Below are 17,949 nucleotides of genomic sequence, written 5' to 3'. Positions count from 1 at the left end.
GAATCGAAATGATTCTGCTTTTTTAAAATCTTGGTAGGTATATCCAGACTCGAACTGGAGACCTCTACGATGTCAACGTAGCGCTCTAACCAACTGAGCTATACACCTGAAGTCCAAGCATCATATTCATTTTTATTTGGCTAGACAAGTTTTTTCATAACTTTTTAAGCATGCTTGAACATCTTTTAAGCAAGCATTTAAACTGTTCGAGCGCATCTTGTTTCTCTAAATCATTGGGTGCATACATCTGCTGAATATATAAGTCAGCCAATGCCTTAAAGTCATCTTGCTTGGCTTTATCTACATGATTTTGTAACCGTAACATCCACGCACTAAAGGTTTCTGTAGGAAGCCTCTTAAAACGCGGTGCAACATCCGCATCAAACTTCATAATCGCACGTTGCCAAGCATTCACTTGTTGACGTGCTCGCCAATAAATCCATATAAAATACACGCCAGCTATTACGAGTAGTCCAATAATGAGTGCAATAGCGCCTGCATAACTTGAACTTAAACCAATACGACCAAACCAGTTTTTTTGGGTTTCAGCATTATAACCAACGACCTTACTTTGCCATTGGTAACTTGCATAATCACTCCAAATCCGTAATTGCGTCAGCATAGCGAAACTTCGTTGACTTAAAGCAGAACTAGAATCTCCCAATACACGCGTATCGGAACCCATATAATTTTGCATTCCATTGTCTATTCGCTGTGGTGCAATCATTGCGGTTGGGTCATACCGATGCCATTTTCCATTTAACCAAACTTCGGTCCATGCATGTGCGTCGAGTTGGCGTACTTCCCAGCTTTTGCCATCTGGTGCAGCCTGCCCACCCTGATACCCGACAACTACGCGTGCAGGAATACCTACATAACGCATGAGCATCACAAAGCTCGAAGCATAATGCTCACAAAAGCCTTGTTTGCTCTTGAATAAAAAGTCATCTACACGATCTTGTCCTAGCACACCAGGTGATAGTGTGTAAGCAAAGCCTTGTTGTTTATACCATTGCAATACATGTTGAATATACACAGCAGGCTGTTGATGACTCTGACTATAAATTTTCTGTGCCAATTGCTGTGCTTTAGGATCTTTTGATTTTTGTGTTGCCGTAAAATGCTGGTATAAAGTAAATGCTTCATCTTGTCTAATTGGCATTAACTCTTGAGTCTGAATTAAACTCAGCGATATAGGCTCAGGCTTTAACAGCATACGGCGTGGCGTAATCCGTCCATCAATGGCCAATACATAGGATGTCGTATTGGGAATCGACTGCTCTAAGCCCGTAATCCACTGCACCCGTGGATCTGCCGCTAAATATTGATATTGCCAGCGCACATCTGCATTCAGTTCCTGCAAACGGCTAGGTACAACTTCACGTTGGTTAAAATGGCTACTGGTCCATCGCTGTCCATCATAGAGATCCAGCACCATTGCCCGCCAATATAATTCATGACGTACGGGTAATTGACTCATCTCGCCAATAACCCGAAAGGCCAACTCACTAGACTGCGATAGTTTGGCAATATCTCCCGGCGACATGCTATCGCTAATACCTGTCACGCTTGAATCATCGGGAATGGGTATATGCCACAGGGGTGGCAAGCGTGGGAAAAACAAAAAGAGCAACACAAAAAATGGCACCGCATACAATAAAAACTTAGCCACATGCGCCAAGTCTTGTTTTAAAGCTATAGTTTTTTGATGCTCGAACTCGCTGGTTTGTATACGGTACAAGCCCGTAAAACAGCTCAGCAAACTTAAAATGACGATCACAGCCATCGCAAAGGATTGACTGAACAGAAATGAACTTGCAGATACAAATAAGGCAAAATTAAATAAAATGATCAGATCGCGCTTATTTTTACTTTCCAAAGCTTTGGCAAATAAAAATGTACTCAGCACTGCAACGCCTGCTTCTACCCCAATAAAGCTTCGATAACTAAAATAGATACTCAATAAAGCAATAAAAGTGAGTAAAAAAGTCCAATGCCTTTTTAAAGAACCATCTACATGATGGCGTCGTAAAAATAAGCATAGCCACATCACAAAAAAGCTAATACTCAATGCAACAGGTAAAAACATGGCCTGAGCGATGAGTAGTAAAGCCAAACTCAAGAGCATTGAAACGCGAACAGAATACGCAACCATAATTTAAGCCTGTGCCAATAAAAGTTGAGCTTGGTACAACTGTGCATCCCCCAAACCGCTGCTTAATTCAGCATGGGGCAAATACATGGCATAATTCAATTGCTGTTGCTCACACTGTTCCACCAACCCCATCATCATGCTCAGCTTCTCTTCATGTGAGGCACTTGGCATGTGATTGTAGTCAATATCAATACGATGCTGATCCGAATACTGCTCAAACACTTTGATATATAGCCCCTGCCCACGTGCAACTTGCTTCCACGATACGGCCTGTAAGGAATCTCCTTCCCGAAATGCCCGTAGTTCACGAAACTCATCCATTTCTTTATCAAACTGCTGTGGATGATGTTTATTTTCCAACTCAGGAGACAGCGCCTGTGGTGCAATCCAGCTGGATTTATTTAAATATAAATAGCTCCATGCACGCACCAAACCGAAGGGATAAATCGAATAAATCTGTATATTCGGATAATGAAATTGTCCTCTTTGCGGTGCATACAATGGTATACGCAACTGTTGCTTCTGCTCCGTCACACACAGTTTAAACAGTTGATCTTCACAACGAATCCACAGATAGCGCGTGAGTACTTGGTTTTGGCGTATGTATACATCTAAATGAAGGACTTGCCCAACTTGGCCCAATTCCGAGACATTGATTTCCAAACGCATGCCATGTAATTGCTTAAAAGTGAGATAAAAACTCATGCACAGTACAGCACTAATTAAAAAGCAAAAGCCTAAAATTAGATTGTTGGCATAGTTCACCCCTGCCACAAAAGTAATAAAAATGAGGACTAAAAATAAATAACCCTGCTGATACATAAACACCAAGACATCTTTTTGGGTCAGGGTTTTCTCACCTGTATATGCAAAGCGTTTCGTCAGCCACTTCTGCCATAAGGACGCCAAAATATTGCCTCCTTAGATTAACTTCACACGTTGCAACAGCAATTCTGCCTCATGCGGATTTAGCCCGATACGGTGCGATGCAACCGCTGTAAAAACTGCCTGCACATCATCTGGAATCACAAAAGATCGTTTTTCAATGAGCGCATACGATTGAGCTGCACGTTTTAAGGCCAATACCCCTCGAGTTGATAATCCATGTCGGCCTTTACGGCTTTCTTCCGCCAAGTCCAAAATATAATCCAAAACTTGATCGCCTACATAAATCTGATGGACTAAGGACTGAAGCATTAAGATGTCCTGTTCTTCAAAGACATGAGCCAAAGTTGCAATCAATTGTTGGCGCGTATTTTGTTGTAAGAGTAGTTTTTCGGCATGGCGCGATGGATAACCTAAAGATAAGCGCATGAGAAAACGGTCTAATTGTGATTCTGGCAATGCATAAGTACCACTTTGAAAGAGCGGGTTTTGTGTTGCAATGACCCAAAATGGCTTAGGCAAAGCATAACGTGCACCATCGACTGTCACGAATCCTTCTTCCATCGCTTCAAGAAGTGCACTTTGTGTTTTTGGACTACAACGGTTAATTTCATCCGCCAATAGTATTTGGGTAAAAACTGGCCCTTGTTTAAACTCAAACTGGTGTTCTTTTTGGTTAAACATATTCACGCCAATCACATCACTCGCGAGCATGTCATTGGTAAATTGAATGCGCTGAAATTGTAAGCCAGCCAAATGCGCCAAACTGCTTGATAGTGTGGTTTTCCCCAAACCTGGTAAGTCTTCAAATAAGACATGACCGCCTGCAAGTAAGCTACACAATGCCAATTTAGTTTGTTGGTTTTTATCTAAAATAATTTGATTAATTTGGGTTAGAAATTCTTCAATTTTCGGGTAATACAGCGCAAGTTGCTGTTCATCCAGCATTTCATTTGGCACTGTAATAGTCTTTTCTTTTCCCCAAAACACGCTTCATTCCCCAATAAAAAACGGTATGGCTTTAACATACCGTGTTTTTATGAATATGCAAAACTTATAACTCAATGATTTTTCTAATATCTAATGACATCAATAGCTATCTGTCTAATGCCAAATATATAAAAAATACCCATCAATAACGTGCGCCAATACAGCCTCTGTGTTTTTCTTATTCATATAACAGTATTTTAGCAGAACAAAAAAAAGCGCCTCGAAAGGCGCTTTTTTATCATTTAACGTGGTCTTAACAAGGACACTTCTTCATATTGCCGCCTGCTGTCGGATAGCGAGCATCCACACAGTAGCGATAAAAGGTTTTGGCATCCATGGCTTCCAAATCAGGATGGTGCTTCTTCATGTGTTCCAAATAATTTTGATAATCTGGCACACCTACCATCAAGCGAAAACTCTGCTGCAAGCGTTGCCACAAAGTCGCAATTCTTGACCAGTTTTTTGGATTCAGAATCAAATCCTTTTGCGACATGATGGTCATTTTAATGATTTTATAAATCACTGTTTTGCCACTTTTTGCAAATTTCAGATTCATCTCTGTCTCCTTATTAATGGTGATTAGATGCCACAATGTCTTTAGGATCACGGTACACAGCTTCACCCTCAACCACAGATGGTTGTGGATTTGCGAGTGCACGACGTACCACACCAATGGCCGCAAATAACATCACGAACGCCACAATCATAAAGAATGCGCACAATGCAGCATTAATTTGATTTGATAAAGCCACGGTATGCATTTCAGCCATAGTTTTTGCTGGCGCTAACAATTCATTTTTTGCTATTGCCGCATTAAAACGATCTGCCTGTGCCAAGAAACCAATTTTCGGGTTTTCGTGGAAGATTTTTTGCCAGCCAGCGGTCATTGATGTAACGAATAAGAATACTGTTGGAATGATTGTCACCCAAACGTATTTTTCTTTTTTCATTTTGAACAGAATAACCGTACCCAAAATAAGCGCCATGGCTGCCAAAATTTGGTTACCAATACCAAACAGTGGCCATAAGCTATTAATACCCCCGAGCGGATCGACCACACCTTGATAAACAAAGAAGCCCCAGCCTGCAACTGCGACAGCTGTGCCTAATAAGTTACCAAAGAAGTTGTGCGAGTTTTTCACTGCAGGAATCACAATACCAACTGTGTCTTGCACCATAAAACGACATGCACGCGTACCTGCATCCACGGCCGTTAAAATAAATAATGCTTCAAACAGAATTGCAAAGTGATACCAGAATGCCATCATTGAACGGTTATTAAAAATTTCCGTAATAATGTGTGCCATACCAATCGCAAAGGTTGGTGCACCACCTGTACGTGACAGAATTGAGTTTTCACCCACTTCTTGTGCAAGTAGCGTCAATGCTTCAGGCGTTACCACAAAACCAAGTGTACGTACTGCTTCAGCCGCGCTTTCAACAGTTGTTCCAAGTACAGCAGCTGGTGAGTTAATGGCAAAATACACGCCAGGTTCAAGAATCGTTGCGCAGACCATAGCCATAATCGCAACAAAAGACTCCATTAGCATGCCGCCATAGCCGATCACACGAATATCTTTTTCATTATTAACCAATTTTGGTGTGGTGCCCGAAGAAACTAAAGCATGGAAACCAGAAATTGCACCGCAGGCAATGGTAATAAATAAGAATGGGAACATCGAGCCTGCGAATACTGGCCCTGTACCATCGACAAAATGCGTCACAGAAGGCATTTTCAGCATTGGCATTGCCACCATAATCCCCACGGCCAAACCAGCAATGACGCCAATTTTTAAGAACGTAGATAAATAGTCACGTGGTGCCAATAACAACCATACAGGCAATACAGAAGCCACAAAACCATAGCCAATCAGCCACCAAGTCAACTCAGTACCTGTTAGTGTAAAGAATGGCCCCCAATACGGATGCTGTGCAACATCACCACCATAGATAATGCCTGCCATCATCAGTACAAAACCAATAATCGACACTTCTGCAATTTTCCCTGGGCGGATATAGCGCATATAAATGCCCATAAAAATTGCAATTGGAATAGTGGCTGCAATACTAAACACACCCCACGGGCTATTCGTAAGGGCTTTGACAACGACCAACGCCAAGACGGCAAGAATGATGATCATCACACCCAAAGCGCCCAACATCACAATGATGCCGGCAAATGAACCCAGCTCTTGCTTGGCCATTTCACCTAGTGAGCGACCATCGCGGCGTGTAGATATAAACAAGACTAAAAAGTCTTGAACTGCACCCGCCAAGACCACACCAACCAAAAGCCAAATTGTGCCGGGTAAATAACCCATTTGTGCTGCTAAGATCGGACCGACTAAAGGACCTGCACCGGCAATGGCTGCAAAATGATGCCCAAACAATACGCCTTTGTTAGTTGGCACGTAGTCCAAACCATCATTTAAGCGATGTGCAGGTGTTAAACGGCGCTCATTGAGTTCAAATACTTTGTTGGCAATAAATAAACTATAAAAACGGTATGCAATACTATAAACACAGATTGCTGCTAAAATTAGCCAGACGGCATTTACATGCTCTCCACGGCTAACGGCCAGTATCCCAAAAGATACTGCACCTACAATGGCCACTAAGAGCCATACAATTTTCGAAACCAAGCCTGGCTTCGATTGTATATTTTCCATGTCAATCCCTCATTTCTGTTGAAATAAATCAGCTTATTTTTTCTAGTTCGAGGTACTGCTGTTTCATCCTGTGAAACTGTACTCCTGTGACTGTTGATTTCCTCTACGACTTTGGCATAAACGCCCATAAAAAAGGGATGATTTTTCATCATCCCTTCTGATAATAGTCTAAAAATTAGCTATTATGCACGTTCTAAATAGTCACCAGTACGAGTGTCTACACGAACTTTATCTTCTTGTTGTACAAACAATGGAACACGTACAACTGCACCTGTTTCAAGTTTTGCAGGCTTACCGCCACCGCCAGAAGTATCACCACGTACACCTGGATCAGTCTCAACGATTTGAAGTACAACGAAGTTAGGTGCAGTTACGTTCAATGGCACGCCGTTGAATAACATAATTGTACATTTTTCGTTAGAATCGTCTTTTAACCATTTAGCAGCATCGCTCATTGCTGTTTTGTCAGCTGCGATTTGCTCAAATGATACTGGATCCATGAAGTTCCACATTTCGCCATCGTTGTACAAGTATTCCATTTCTACTTCTACAATGTCAGCTGCTTCTAAACTTTCACCAGATTTAAATGTTTTTTCTAAAACTTTACCAGTTTTAAGGTTACGTAATTTTACGCGGTTGAAGGCTTGGCCCTTACCTGGTTTAACGTATTCGTTTTCCATGATTGAACATGGGTTACCATCAAGCATGACCTTAAGGCCTGACTTGAAATCATTCGTAGAAAAATAGGCCATGACTGGCGCACTCCAAACTTACTAACTTTAATCTATTAACGTACAAGAACGACAATGCAAACCATTTAAAATGTTGTTATTGTGACCTATACAAAAGACACGTATCTATTATTTTACCATTCTATGCCCGCAAAACGAATAAAATCAGCATAAAAAATCCGTAACTATTCGTTTGCTGCTTAGCGCATACTCGAAAAAACCCGAAAAGCTTCCCCTACATGAGGCTTCGCATTAGAATTGTGCCATACTTCGGACGAGAACCTAACAGCTTCTAATCCGAACAATTCTTAATCTAGATTTATCTTCTATACCCTCAAAGATCTTCTTTTGAAGCCCTATATAAGCAGAATCAGATCATTCATCTAGCACAATTTCAAGCACGTGGCATGATAAACTATTTATACCAAGAGCAAAACTGGCAAACCCAACTGAGCAATTTAGTGACTGATCCAGCAGAACTGCTTGAGCTATTACAACTTTCTCCAGAGCAACTCTTGTCTGGCGCTCTATTGGCCAGTAAACAGTTCAAACTGCGCGTACCTCGTGCATTCGTCGGAAAAATGCAATTGGGTAATGCATTCGACCCCCTCCTTTTACAAGTTCTCCCGCATCATTTAGAGCTTGAAGAACACGAAGGATTTGTCACTGATCCACTGGGTGAAGAGCAAGCCAATCAACAGCCAGGCGTATTACACAAATATAAGTCACGCTTTCTTTTAACGCTCACAGGCGCATGTGCCGTTCACTGTCGTTATTGCTTCCGTAGGCATTTCCCCTATCAAGAAAACCTACCTAAACAAGATGATTGGCCAAATATTCGTGACTATTTAGTAAGTCAGCCTGATATTAATGAAGTGATTTTAAGTGGTGGCGATCCATTAACTTTATCTGATCGCAAACTTCAGCTTTGGATTGAACGCTTAGAATCACTTCCACAAATTAAATTTTTGAGAATTCATTCACGCGTTCCTATTGTTATCCCCAATCGGATCAATGATGCGTTTATTTCTATTTTAAAAAACAGTAGGCTGCGGATTATTCTAGTGGTACACTCAAACCACGCATCAGAATTAGATGATTTCACTTGTAGCCAACTTTCTAAGCTGGTCAAGGAACAAATTACAGTCCTCAATCAGGCTGTTTTACTCAAAGGAGTCAATGATTCTGCCGACGTTTTAGTCGATTTAAGCTATCGCTTATTTGATGCAGGCGTTATGCCATACTATTTACATGTCCTAGACAAAGTTAAAGGTGCTCATCATTTTGATCGATCACCGCAGGACATAGATGACATTTATAAAGCGGTTTTAGCGAACCTACCGGGGTATTTGGTTCCTAAACTAGTTCGGGAAATTGCGGGCGAGAAAAATAAAACACCGCTTTTTGGGGTTTCAACTTTTTGAGTTAAATAATAAAGATGACTAAGCGTACTTCAGACATATTTCAGAAATCGACTGAACTTAAGCTGGATCAACTCAGTTTTTGTCCTACCACTGCCAAAGGTTTGCAGGAATGGCTAAATAGCGTCTCCATTTTACAATTGGGGACTTCATCTAAATCATTATTTAATGCTTTGCTTGAAATTTCTGAATTGAAATGCCAAGAAATGTTGCGATTTGACTTGGTGCAAATCCTACATCCAACCTTAGAAAATGTACTCACTAGCTTAGAAAAGCATTTTGCCAATCACAGTTTAATTACCACTGATCGGAATGACCAGATTATTGAATTGGCGATGTTGTTGCGTAGCCATTTTGCCAAAATCTATATTGATATCGCGATGCGTTGCAATACGCAGCTCAATCAACAAAAATTTTCTATTTTTTCGTTTGGTCATAAAAAGAGTCTGCAAACAGCACGTACAGCATCTATTTTTTATGCTTTGCAACAATTGGCGATGTTGTTATATCAACAACAAATGCTTTATACCACACCTATTCCTGGTCAATGGCATGCAACACATCAATTGGTTGAATATGCGATTCAAAACAATTTTGATCAAACCAATATTAATCAGCTTCTAGGTACGCAACACGAAATCACCACCATTGCGCAAGTGTACTCACAGCTGATTTTATTGGATATATTTAATACCAACCAAATACGACCAGCAGAAATTCAGGGGCTATATTTATGTAGTTATGATTGGGCTAAACTCATTCAGATTCTACCGAAAGAAACCACTTTATCGCGTTATGTTGTGGACTCTAATAAAGACCATCCACCTGTATTTAATTCACATCAGGCATCACATTACACACCTGACATTTTTATTTCGACACAAAACTTACTCGACCATCTCACAGAAACACAAACTAAAAGTGGTCAGTATTTATCAAAAAATGAAAAGCTATTCCTCACGCCTGCCTTACATTTCCACATTCACAATCTATTAATGAATAATGTGGAACGTAAACATGAGCGTTATGATTACTCTGCAAAAATCAACATTTGCTTTGGCTTATCGGTTGCTCATTTTTACCTTTCTAAAGGCAAAACATTGCAAGAAACCCTTGAGCTTGAGTCAAACTATAACCTGCAAAATGAATCAAGTTTTATCAATTCAATGGATACCAACATTCAAACTTCAGTTTCGAATGCCAAAGCCCTTGATCGTGAAGCTAAACAAATTCACTCTGCTGAAGTACTCGACATTAGTGTGAACGGTTACCGTATTAAGTGGACGGGTGCGACACCAGCCAACTTAAAAACGGGTGAATTTATCTTGGTTCAAGAAAATGCACAAAGCCAATGGCGTGGTGGCGTTATCCGCTGGATTAAGCAATCAGCAGAAAAGAGCCTCGAACTGGGTTTAGAAATTTTAACGCAAGATATGTATCCATGCTCTGGTCATATCCGCACAGATCGAAATACTCATAATTATCAGCCTGCACTTTTGGTTCAAACTGCACAACTCGACCAAAACAGTACAACACTCATTTTACCTGGTTCGAATCTATTCCGCGAAAAACAAACGATTCATTTACGTTTAGGTAAAGAGGAACTTAAAGTTTATCTCACCAAGGCTCAATTGATCACACAAAGTTTCATTCGCTTTGAATACGAATTACTGAATGATCAGCAAGAGAATCTAGTGACCGAATTTATTAATAAACAAGTGAATGACACGAAAAATCACGATTTATGGGAAGCGTTGAAGTGAGAAATCCATTATTGTCTAAAAAATTAAAGCGTACAGAAACACGTCTGCTCATCATTGATGACAACCAAATACGTTTTAACCAAATACGTGATCTTCTAACTCAAAGCGAACATCAAGTTGAAGCCGTGCTACTCGATGACTTACAAGGTTTCGAAAAACAGCTCAACCTCAATTGGGATTTGATTATTTTCGGTCGTGCTTATGACTTAAAATATGAACAAGCTTTAAGCTTAATTCGACTGTCAAAGCAACCTAATCTACCGATTTTATTGTTAAAGCCGGATGACTACCAAGCAGACCAATACCCTGCTTATGTGCATAAAGGCATTTATGACATCTTAAATCTAGACTACCCAGATCGTTTTTATTTGGGTTTAATTCGTGCCCTTTCGTTCAGTCGTTTAATGCAAACACAGCAACAACTGTTAAATGAACTAGAAACAGCACAAAGCCAAGCACAATCGCTGGTTGTAGATAGCCATAAAGCATTAGCTGTAATTCAAGAAGGCATTCATATTCAAGCGAATGCAGAGTATTTATCACTGTTTGGTTTAAAGTCTGAAGATGAAATCATCGGCTTACCTTTACTCGATGTCTTACAACCTAAAGATTTACCTGATTTCAAAACACGCTTCAAAAAAATCAGCCAAGGTCAGTTTGACTTTGGTCGTTTTGAGCTTGACTCGCAAAACAGCAAACTCAGCACCAAGAATCCTTTAAAAATAGAATTCATTCCTGCTGCTGAAGATGATGCACTACAAATTGCAATTGATATCGAAAGTACAAGTGGTACAAAAACTTCGAATGATGGTTCGCAAAGTAAGCCAAATACCTATCAGCAAATAAAGCGTGCTATTACACAACAGCCATCAAATATTAATGCGTTGGTTTTATTTGCTTTGGCCTCTGCACCAGAACAAATTTTCCAGTCTGACTGGAACACGCTAAAAAGTTATTTTGAACAAGTTAAAAATTTCTTAAAAGAACAAACCAATGCACCATTGTTTAAAATTGATGGTGGTGTTTATGTTGGTTTATTCCAAGCAGAATCTCAAGCGATACTTGAATCTAAACTCATTGGTTTAAATGCACTTCGTAAACCGCAGTTATTAACCGTGAATAACAATAGCTACCCACTCAATTTACGTTTAGGTTATAGCGTTTTAGAGCAAGAGTTACGAGATGAAACTGTCTTGGAACAATGTGTTGAAAAAGCATTCTTGACTGAGTTACCTCAAAATCAACCTGCACCAGAACTGGAACTTTCAATTCCAAGTCTAGAGTTTGCACCACAATCTCCAGCGGTAACTCTCGAAGCTCAAGCAACAGAAACACAAATACCAAGCGTACAATTCAACACAAGTATTGAAGAACTTGCGCCAATTTCAGCATTGAATGAGTCGCCTATCATTAAGGCACTTCGCACTTGTTTAGAACGTGGTGAAATTCATCTTAAATATCAGCAGCTATACGATAAAGATGACCAGAACATGTACACCTATGAGGTGACCAGTGGTTTTATCTACGACAATAAATGGCGCGATATTTCACAACTCAAAGAACTGGCTGAAGACTCAGAATTATCCATTAAGCTCGATCGTTGGATTATGGTGGAATCATGCAAGCAATTACATAATTTCATCACCCAATATCCTGAAGCAAAATTAATTATTAACTTGAATAAAGAAATCTTACTCAAAGACCGTAGCTTCCCTGAGTTTGTTGCCAAACTGTTGACGATTATTCGTAGTAAGCAACAACATCCTCTGATTTTACAGTTTTCAGAAGATGATATTTATCAATCTCTTGCAGATGCTCAAAAAGCAATTATTGAACTTCGTCGTCATGGCGCTGAAATCGCCATTCGTGATTTTGGTCAATCAATGTTTAGTGAAAGCCTATTAACTCAAGTTGAAGCGAATTGCTTAACATTGCACCCTGAATTAACGCACATGTTAAATTCAGATAAATTATGCGAAGAACTCCAACTCAAAATTGTTGCCTTCAGAGATATTAAGCCCGTACAAATTATGTTACGTGGTCTTAATGACATGACACTGTTTGCCAATGCTTGGAATGTGGATGCACGCTTTATTCAAGGTGATTACTTCCAGAAAAAATTGGATCACTTGATTGATGTACAAGATCAATAATCATCCTCTACATTTAAGTTAAAACCAAAAAAGCCACATTCAATTGAATGTGGCTTTTTTATATAAAGCACCATACGTCAAATGCAAAATACTGGACATAAAAAAAAGCAGGCAAAATGCCTGCTTTTTTTTGGTTTTGGGTATTAACGTTTGATAGAACGTGACATACCAGCAAAACGTTGCTTGAACTTGTCGATACGACCGCCAGTGTCAACGTTCTTTTGCTTACCAGTGTAGAAAGGGTGGCAAGCTGAACATACGTCTAGGTAGATAGATTCTTTACCTAAAGCTGAACGAGTTTCGATTACGTTACCGCAAGAGCAAGTAGCAACTAATTTTTCGTATTTTGGGTGAATATCGGCGCGCATCGTCGATTACTCCATAAAGTTTAAGAAGGTTTTGCTGTCATCGCAATTGACCACTCTCCTACAAGGAGGAGGAAGTGCCTAAAAGGCAGATCAACACCATAACAGACCATTCTTTTGGCCCACCGAGACGGATACCGTCAGAGCTAAGCACAACAAGTTGGGAAAAATTATAGCTGATTTTTTACTGTTAATAAATAGCTCATTCTGACTGAATGACTTTCTTCTGTGCTTTTGCTTGCTCTGAAATTTGTTTAAATTTCATCTCTACACTTTGCTGAAAAGTGTGCTGGTCAAAATGATTCAAGCGCTGAATTAATACAGGACAATAAGTCGCTGAATCCACTTGCTGTAGAGATCTGCTCATCATTTCCAGTGCTTCTTGAAACTGCTGCTTAACGTCTGCATCTACAGGTGAATTAAGTTCCTCTTCTTTAAATAATTCTTCATCATGATTCAAATTAAGCACAGAGATTGCACCCTCTTTGGCGGCCTTGAGCACTTTTACTTTAGCGCCCGTATAGGCTTGTTCAAGTTCAGAATTGAGCTGTGGCTGTTGATCACGGCAAAAGTCCAGCATCGGCTGCAGCGTCAACAAAGGCATCTTTACGATAAGATCTCGATTCACTCTTAGTGTTAAATCATCAGCTATACACACTGTACTGTAGCTGAGAATTAAAAACAGTCCAGCTATTCTTGTTTTCATTTTATCCATTCTGTTCTTAAATTTTAGTCATAGACAACACACTCAGTTTACATGATCCATTAAAAGACTCGATACCTTCCGAGTCTTTTAATCACTTAAACTATTAGATTCAATGCAATTTATTCAACACCACGACTCTGCTTTGACCATAAATTGGCAATTACACCGCAGACCATTAGCTGGATTTGATGGAATATCATAATTGGCAATACGATCATTCCTAATGGCTGACCAATAAATAAAATCTGCGCCATTGGCACACCACTGGCCAAGGTTTTTTTAGAACCGCAAAAGAAAATAGTTTTTTGATCTGCACGATTAAAGCCCATCCAGCGTGGTACATACAGTGCCAATAGCATAATGAGCGTGAGTAGCACAGAACAGGCCAGAATCAGTAGGATTAAGGTCTGAGCACTCACCTGTTGCCACAAGCCTGCTACAACAGCACTACTAAATGCACCATAAACCACCATTAAAATTGAGCCTTGATCAAACACTTTTACAATCTTCGGCATTTTTTTCATATAAGGGAATACATAAGGTCTTAGTAATTGCCCCAATACAAATGGAACCAAAAGCAATAAGGTAATTTGCACTATAGATGCAGTCGGATCAAAATTATGTGTGGTTTCACCTAAAATAAAAAAACTTACTAATAGCGGGGTAATAAACATCCCTACAATATTGGAAAATGAAGCACTACATACGGCACCTGCGACATTACCCTGTGCTACAGATGTAAATGCAATCGAAGATTGCACTGTAGAAGGTAAAAAGCACATAAATAAGAAGCCCCAATACAGCTCCTGCCCTAACATTGGTACCAATAACGGTTTACACAGCAAACCAATGATTGGAAACAACGCAAAAGTAAATGCAAAAACAACACCATGCAACTTCCAATGCATTAATCCTTCTACCACAGCTTCACGCGATAGTTTGGCGCCATGTAAGAAAAATAAAACCGCAATTGCAACTGTCGTGATCGTGCCAAAAATTTCAGCAGCTTGTCCTGAAACGGGCAAAAAAGTGGCCAAAACCACCATGATAAATAACAGTACTGTAAATCGGTCCAACGCCAGCATCTTCAGCATGTCCGCATCCTTTCAATGATTTATCTATTTTATTTAGCTGAGATCAGCTGTTAAAAAGCCCAGTAAGCCTAGAATTTACCTCTGGGTAAAAACCATCTTACTGGGCTTTTCTATTGAAACTGCATTTTCATGCGTGATGTTCAATATTTTGACTGTATTTCAAGCATCTTTCTGATTAGTTATTACGCGCATTGTTGTCTTGCTGAATCAGTTCAATTTTGTAACCATCTGGGTCTTCTACAAATGCAATGACTGTCACGCCACCTTTCATTGGACCCGCTTCACGAACGACATTACCACCACGCGCTTTAATTTCTTCACAGGCTTTATACGCATCATCTACTGCAATTGCAATATGACCATAGGCATTGCCCAATTCATAGCTCGCTGTATCCCAATTATGCGTTAACTCAAGTACTGTATGGTTTTCTTCACCACCATAGCCTACAAATGCCAAGGTAAAACGCCCTTCTTCATAGTCACGTTTACGAAGTAAAGTCATACCCAGCACTTCAGTATAGAACGCTAACGAACGTTCTAAATTGCCTACTCGCAACATGGTATGCAACATACGCATCATCATTTTCCTAAATCTTAAATTATTGTTGAATACTATAGGGATTTAATCCCCAAAGTTCAATTTTAGTCGCAAAGCTTATACAGTTCATTAACTCACTCAATATGCTATTTTTTTGTAAAAAATCATGCTCATTCAATCTTAAAAAACCCGCGAAATTATCGCGGTTTTTTTTAATCAAACTATACTCAAAGTCTATTGCGTGGTTTTTTGTTCATGTTCTTTGAGCAATTTTGCAACCCAAACCACTAAAAACAAAATTGGAATACCAATTAATGCAGTCATTAAGAAAAATTTTGGATAGCCAATATTGGTCACGATCGTACCCGAATAACCGCCTAAAATTTTAGGTGTTAAGGTCATTAAAGAACTGAAAATTGCATACTGCACTGCCGTAAACGATACACTGGTTAAGCTGGATAAAAATGCAATAAATGCTGCCCCAGCCAAGCCAGAGGCTAAATTATCCACAATGATCGCAAAGTATAGCCACATTGAACTATATGACTTAATCACTTTACCTTTCAGCTCAACCCAGCCATTTTCTGCTTGCGCCAGCTGTATTGGTTGTACATCTACACTAAGCACCCCTGCCATATTGGCAACAGTATTAACTTCATAAGCATGTGTTTGTGTAGCAATAATACGCTCAGCATCCAACAGCTGTACTTCAACTTTGTGGCTAGCCGATTCAGCCAAGGCTTTTCCTGGAATCGTCGCGGTAAAAATACCTGCTTTGTCTAATTTAGCTTCAAAGGTTTGGCCATCGAGTTGCACCTGCAGTTTTTGTTGCTCATTTAGAGCATGCGCTGTTTGACCACGCACCACAATGCTATTTTGGCTTTCTTGCGCATTAACCACATTGTCTGCCGTAATCGGAAATACGAGTAATGCCTTGTTTGCTTGATCATTAAGATATGGCATCTCTACTGTTACAGCGCCACTTTTATCTTGCATATAAGTTGCACTCACGTGTATCGCCTCACCAGAGCGCAAATCAGCAACAGGAACTTTTTGCGTCCATGCACCCGTTTCATCTGCCTGCACTTGATAGCTTTTACCACCAGCCTGTACAGTAACTTCACCGAGTGGCTGACCCGATTTCACCAAACCAATAAAAATTAAATTGGTCGAACTGGCTAAAATCGCACCCACAAACATTAATTTCATAATGTTCATACGCTGTGCCAGTAAGCCTCCTAAAAAGCCACCGACCAAGCTAAAAATAACACCATAGACTTTTACCGCTTCAGCAATTTGCTCTTTACTAAAATTTAAGTCTTGGTAAAACACATTAGAAATAACACCGGCAATAATGTCTGAAATACGGTAGAAACCAATCAAAAGCAATAAAACCAATGCCAGCTTTACACCATAGCGCTTAAAAAAATCAGCAACAGGATTGACCCAAGTTTCATAAGCCATCTGCTTGTTTACTGCACCAGCTTTGACTAAGCCACCACCTACGAGTAAAGCAATTGCCCCAGACCCAATAAAACGTATAGATTCCAAGCCAAAGAGTAACAATGAATCCTGTACCTCAAACTGAGTGTTCAGTGCTTCAACTGCATTCCCTGAAAAAATATAGCTAAGTACAAAACTGACCACAGCCACAAAAAACACACCGACCAAACGGTAATAATCAAAGCGCTGATAATTTTTATGGATACGTTCTACTTGTGGTTCACGAATCACTAAGGTCGTAATAATTCCCACAAGCATGACAGCAGCCATAGCAAAATAGGTCGTGCGCCAAGCCTCATATATATAATTACCTTTAGCCGTGCCCAAATAAGCTGCTAAAAATAACGCACCAGCACCAGCAACAATCATACCAATGCGATAACCCGCATTATAGGTAGAAGCTAATACGGTCTGCATTTCAGTTTCTGCCAATTCAATACGGTACGCATCAATCACAATATCTTGTGTGGCTGCCGAAAAGCCCAAAAGTACTGCGCCTGCTGCCATTTGGTAAATATAACTCTGTCCAAGTGCAGGATCCGACAACGCCATAATGGCAATAGCACAGATAATCAGACACTGAGCAATCAGCAACCAAGCACGGCGACGCCCCATTAATTTGGTCAATAAAGGCACTGGGAGCTCATCAATTAAAGGTGCCCAGACAAATTTAAAGGAATAACCTAAAGCGGCCCAACTAAAAAATGTTACGGCGCTCTTATCAATGCCCGCCTCACCTAACCACAGTGACAAGCTAGAAAATATCAGCAGAATTGGAATACCTGCCGAAAAGCCTAAAAACAGCATGATCAGCGCACGTTTATCTAGAAATGCGGTAAATGCCGCTTTCCATCCTGAAGCTTGTGTTGTCATTACATTATTTTTGTCTGAAAATGAATGATGCTATTCAAGCGCTTAATCCGCTTGGTTTCAACCAAATTTATAAAATCTGTACGTAATTTTGTCGAGAAAATCA

The 17,949-nt window shown here is 40.0% G+C and carries 14 protein-coding genes and 1 tRNA gene; 3 read left to right on the top strand and 12 right to left on the bottom strand.

Features of this window, described 5'->3' with window-relative positions; genetic code table 11:
• Nucleotides 1-31: 31 nt before the first annotated feature.
• From EXE29_RS11525 to efp, 7 genes are all read right to left on the bottom strand, one after another.
• Nucleotides 32-108: transfer RNA gene (locus EXE29_RS11525), tRNA-Val, on the bottom strand.
• A gap of 46 nt (nt 109-154) precedes the next feature.
• Entirely contained in the window at nt 155-2,155 is a 2,001-nt protein-coding gene (locus tag EXE29_RS11520) for a transglutaminase TgpA family protein (protein ID WP_120364308.1), read from the bottom strand.
• 3 nt (nt 2,156-2,158) lie between these two features.
• On the bottom strand, nt 2,159-3,064 hold the full coding sequence (locus tag EXE29_RS11515; RefSeq protein ID WP_117007242.1) for a DUF58 domain-containing protein: 906 nt from the start codon (nt 3,062-3,064) through the stop codon (nt 2,159-2,161).
• 12 nt (nt 3,065-3,076) lie between these two features.
• Nucleotides 3,077-4,030: an AAA family ATPase gene (locus tag EXE29_RS11510; RefSeq protein ID WP_410159313.1), complete on the bottom strand. Its 954-nt coding sequence runs from the start codon at nt 4,028-4,030 to the stop codon at nt 3,077-3,079.
• A gap of 253 nt (nt 4,031-4,283) precedes the next feature.
• Nucleotides 4,284-4,586: a YbdD/YjiX family protein gene (locus tag EXE29_RS11505; RefSeq protein ID WP_106984723.1), complete on the bottom strand. Its 303-nt coding sequence runs from the start codon at nt 4,584-4,586 to the stop codon at nt 4,284-4,286.
• Between the two features lie 13 nt (nt 4,587-4,599).
• Nucleotides 4,600-6,699 (bottom strand): carbon starvation CstA family protein, encoded by a 2,100-nt coding sequence (locus EXE29_RS11500; protein ID WP_106984722.1) that lies wholly within the window; start codon nt 6,697-6,699, stop codon nt 4,600-4,602.
• A 182-nt stretch (nt 6,700-6,881) separates the two neighbouring features.
• On the bottom strand, nt 6,882-7,451 hold the full coding sequence (efp, locus tag EXE29_RS11495; RefSeq protein ID WP_106984721.1) for an elongation factor P: 570 nt from the start codon (nt 7,449-7,451) through the stop codon (nt 6,882-6,884).
• Between the two features lie 386 nt (nt 7,452-7,837).
• Between efp and epmB the strand changes: the two genes are divergently transcribed.
• From epmB to EXE29_RS11480, 3 genes are read left to right on the top strand one after another with little or no spacing between them, the layout of a single operon-like run.
• Complete coding sequence (gene epmB, locus EXE29_RS11490) at nt 7,838-8,854, top strand: EF-P beta-lysylation protein EpmB (protein ID WP_106984720.1); 1,017 nt, start codon at nt 7,838-7,840, stop codon at nt 8,852-8,854.
• 14 nt (nt 8,855-8,868) lie between these two features.
• Complete coding sequence (locus EXE29_RS11485; protein ID WP_120364309.1) at nt 8,869-10,614, top strand: cyclic-di-GMP receptor FimW-related protein; 1,746 nt, start codon at nt 8,869-8,871, stop codon at nt 10,612-10,614.
• Entirely contained in the window at nt 10,596-12,767 is a 2,172-nt protein-coding gene (locus EXE29_RS11480; RefSeq protein ID WP_106984718.1) for an EAL domain-containing protein, read from the top strand. The genes EXE29_RS11485 and EXE29_RS11480 overlap by 19 nt, the downstream gene beginning before the upstream one ends.
• 143 nt (nt 12,768-12,910) lie before the next feature.
• Here EXE29_RS11480 and rpmE read toward each other — a convergent pair whose 3' ends face one another.
• The 5 genes from rpmE to EXE29_RS11455 all read right to left on the bottom strand — a co-directional run bounded on the left by rpmE (nt 12,911) and on the right by EXE29_RS11455 (nt 17,846).
• Complete coding sequence (gene rpmE, locus EXE29_RS11475) at nt 12,911-13,135, bottom strand: 50S ribosomal protein L31 (protein WP_106984717.1); 225 nt, start codon at nt 13,133-13,135, stop codon at nt 12,911-12,913.
• Nucleotides 13,136-13,334: 199 nt separating this feature from the next.
• Nucleotides 13,335-13,838, bottom strand: coding sequence for a hypothetical protein (locus tag EXE29_RS11470; protein ID WP_137287921.1), 504 nt, complete (start codon nt 13,836-13,838; stop codon nt 13,335-13,337).
• Nucleotides 13,839-13,957: 119 nt separating this feature from the next.
• Nucleotides 13,958-14,932 carry a bile acid:sodium symporter family protein gene (locus tag EXE29_RS11465; protein WP_106984715.1) on the bottom strand — a complete coding sequence of 325 codons (975 nt, stop codon included), beginning with the start codon at nt 14,930-14,932 and terminating at the stop codon, nt 13,958-13,960.
• Nucleotides 14,933-15,107: 175 nt separating this feature from the next.
• Nucleotides 15,108-15,509: a lactoylglutathione lyase gene (gene gloA, locus EXE29_RS11460; protein WP_106984714.1), complete on the bottom strand. Its 402-nt coding sequence runs from the start codon at nt 15,507-15,509 to the stop codon at nt 15,108-15,110.
• A gap of 195 nt (nt 15,510-15,704) precedes the next feature.
• On the bottom strand, nt 15,705-17,846 hold the full coding sequence (locus EXE29_RS11455) for an AmpG family muropeptide MFS transporter (RefSeq protein WP_120364310.1): 2,142 nt from the start codon (nt 17,844-17,846) through the stop codon (nt 15,705-15,707).
• Nucleotides 17,847-17,949 lie beyond the last annotated feature (103 nt).

Origin of the sequence: Acinetobacter sp. WCHAc060006 (assembly GCF_004209135.1) — a bacterium.
Lineage (GTDB): Bacteria > Pseudomonadota > Gammaproteobacteria > Pseudomonadales > Moraxellaceae > Acinetobacter > Acinetobacter cumulans.
The sequence above is the reverse complement of the archived record's forward strand: the minus strand, read 5'-3'. Positions and strand labels throughout refer to the sequence as shown.

Coding starts and splice junctions, on each gene's coding strand:
- EXE29_RS11520 (WP_120364308.1), bottom strand. CDS start 2,155: ATGGTTGCGTATTCTGTTCGCGTTTCAATGCTCTTGAGTTTGGCTTTA.
- EXE29_RS11505 (WP_106984723.1), bottom strand. CDS start 4,586: ATGAATCTGAAATTTGCAAAAAGTGGCAAAACAGTGATTTATAAAATC.
- EXE29_RS11500 (WP_106984722.1), bottom strand. CDS start 6,699: ATGGAAAATATACAATCGAAGCCAGGCTTGGTTTCGAAAATTGTATGG.
- efp (WP_106984721.1), bottom strand. CDS start 7,451: ATGGCCTATTTTTCTACGAATGATTTCAAGTCAGGCCTTAAGGTCATG.
- epmB (WP_106984720.1), top strand. CDS start 7,838: ATGATAAACTATTTATACCAAGAGCAAAACTGGCAAACCCAACTGAGC.
- EXE29_RS11485 (WP_120364309.1), top strand. CDS start 8,869: ATGACTAAGCGTACTTCAGACATATTTCAGAAATCGACTGAACTTAAG.
- EXE29_RS11480 (WP_106984718.1), top strand. CDS start 10,596: ATGGGAAGCGTTGAAGTGAGAAATCCATTATTGTCTAAAAAATTAAAG.
- rpmE (WP_106984717.1), bottom strand. CDS start 13,135: ATGCGCGCCGATATTCACCCAAAATACGAAAAATTAGTTGCTACTTGC.
- EXE29_RS11470 (WP_137287921.1), bottom strand. CDS start 13,838: ATGAAAACAAGAATAGCTGGACTGTTTTTAATTCTCAGCTACAGTACA.
- EXE29_RS11465 (WP_106984715.1), bottom strand. CDS start 14,932: ATGCTGAAGATGCTGGCGTTGGACCGATTTACAGTACTGTTATTTATC.
- gloA (WP_106984714.1), bottom strand. CDS start 15,509: ATGCGTATGTTGCATACCATGTTGCGAGTAGGCAATTTAGAACGTTCG.
- EXE29_RS11455 (WP_120364310.1), bottom strand. CDS start 17,846: ATGACAACACAAGCTTCAGGATGGAAAGCGGCATTTACCGCATTTCTA.